The organism is Candidatus Neomarinimicrobiota bacterium (assembly GCA_034716895.1).
Taxonomy (GTDB): Bacteria; Fidelibacterota; UBA8477; order UBA8477; family JABMPR01; genus JABMPR01.
In genome coordinates this window covers 1-1930 of sequence record JAYEKW010000205.1, presented here as the reverse complement: position 1 = coordinate 1930, position 1930 = coordinate 1, and the positions used below count along the sequence as shown (strand labels likewise).

Here is a 1930-nt window from a genome sequence, read left to right as displayed (position 1 = left end):
AGCTACGGGTCTGCCATCTTCCAGATTCGCGATGACCTGTGACATAAACCCGGTGGCACTGCTGCTGGTATAATGGCCACTGCTGCGAAAATGATAGTGCAAAGCAGTCACACCATCGGCCGTATTCGCTGTTGAGCCCTCTGCTTCAAAATCCATATTCACACTGACTGCTGTGTGATAACTCAGAAGTCCTGCAGCCTCTTTTTGAGCTGGAGTGGACAATTCCGTGGCGTAGTTATCCAGAGTATTGGCCCAGTCATAATTATAATTACTGTAATCAACATAATGATTGATCCCATTATCCCAGTATGAATTACTGCCAGTCCCCTGGGGCGGCCAGTGGTAATATGTCAGAATCTCAGCCAAAGCGGTAGCCACACAACCGGTGGACCAATGATTCGGAGTAAAAAGATTAAAGACCATGGCACCAGCAGCCCAACCCTGGCCCCAGGGCGGCGTTTCATTAAAGATGATGGTATCCAGACGGGTGGTTTCCCCAGGTGTATCATTCAGAAGTAACTGCCATTCAAGCGCATGATCAATCTGCTCATTTGGATCCTGTTGTGCCCGATAAATCCGATTTGGTAAATCCATTTTCAATAATTGGATCAGGGGATGATCATCTTGAAATGATTGTTTATTCCCCCGCTGAGAAACAGCAATAAGCGGTGTGGTTTCCTGAGAAGCAGAAAAGATGAGGTAACCTCCCTGGGCAGGATATAGAATCCAGGCAATCAATTCACCTTTAGTTCTGATTTCCTGCACTTCATCCAGGGATGTGATCCCATTTTGATAAATATCAGAATGACTCTGCTGCCAATTTTGGGATAACTTTAACAATTCAGCTTTCGTAAAATCATAGTTATTCGCCTGGACATTGAGGATCAATGCGAGAAACAGGACTATTATTTTAGCTGTAAATCTCATTTTCGGCTTTTTTTATATCCCTCTGGATACGAGGTGGTTGGGTGGGCTGTAGAGACGTTGCATGCAACGTCTCTACAGGTAATCGTTGTTGTTATATTATTTCTATTCATCCCAAACCACCCGGAAACCCAAATCAGCCAGAGCCAGTTCCGGTGCCAGGGCTACGCGATAGGAAACCTTTGTGACATCCAGACCGGCTCCCCAGCTCCCCCCTTTAAAGGTCCGCATCGTTCCTGTTTCCGGTCCCTGGGGATCAACATGAGTCTCGTCTTTGGCTAAATTTCTATAGGTTCGTGAGTTGAACCAGTCTGAACACCATTCCCAGACATTGCCAGACATCTCATGCATTCCATTACCGTTGGCAGTGAGAAACCCAGCCGGTAAGGTTTGAGGATAACGCTTTTGGTCATTGGGATCAGTTGATCCATCAAAATTGATCTGCTGAACCAGGCGGTCATAATCATTGCTGTTGGACGCATAAATGTGCAGAGAATCATCCCAGAAACCGGCGGCGCGCACCCACTCTGTTTCTGTAGGTAATCTGCCACCAACATAATCAGCATAGGACACTGCGGCATGCCAACTTACATGGGTCATGGGATAATACTGACGATTGGGGACTGCTGTGAAGATACCCTTCTCATAGTTGAGCATATCACCTGGATGATGGGCATCAAAATGACAGACCAGGTTTCCAGCGGTATCCACAACTTGCCGCAATTCCTTTTCAACCTGATAGTCACCCCTGCCCAATTTGTCGTTGATAAATGAGGCAAATTCTGCAATAGTGACCTCTGTTGCAGCCATTTTTAATGCTTTTACAGCCACTGCCCTGCCGCGATATATAAAATTGGCAGCGGGAAGCTCTATCACTGCCGGGTCGGGTCGGTGATCCTCACTATCAACAAGGTTAGCTTTAAGGGGGTATAGTAATTCAGCATGGATCCGGGTAAAGAATTCGCCAAATAGCTTTGCTGTATTGGCACGATCGACCGGGTCGAAC

Annotated in this window: 2 protein-coding genes; both read right to left on the bottom strand. The window is 46.7% G+C overall.

Annotated features, from left to right (window positions below; genetic code table 11):
- A partial coding sequence (locus tag U9Q77_12100; GenBank protein ID MEA3288100.1) for a C10 family peptidase occupies positions 1-927 on the bottom strand: 927 nt, incomplete at its 3' end.
- Between the two features lie 102 nt (positions 928-1029).
- The coding region (locus U9Q77_12095) for an SUMF1/EgtB/PvdO family nonheme iron enzyme (protein MEA3288099.1) at positions 1030-1930 on the bottom strand (901 nt) is incomplete at its 5' end.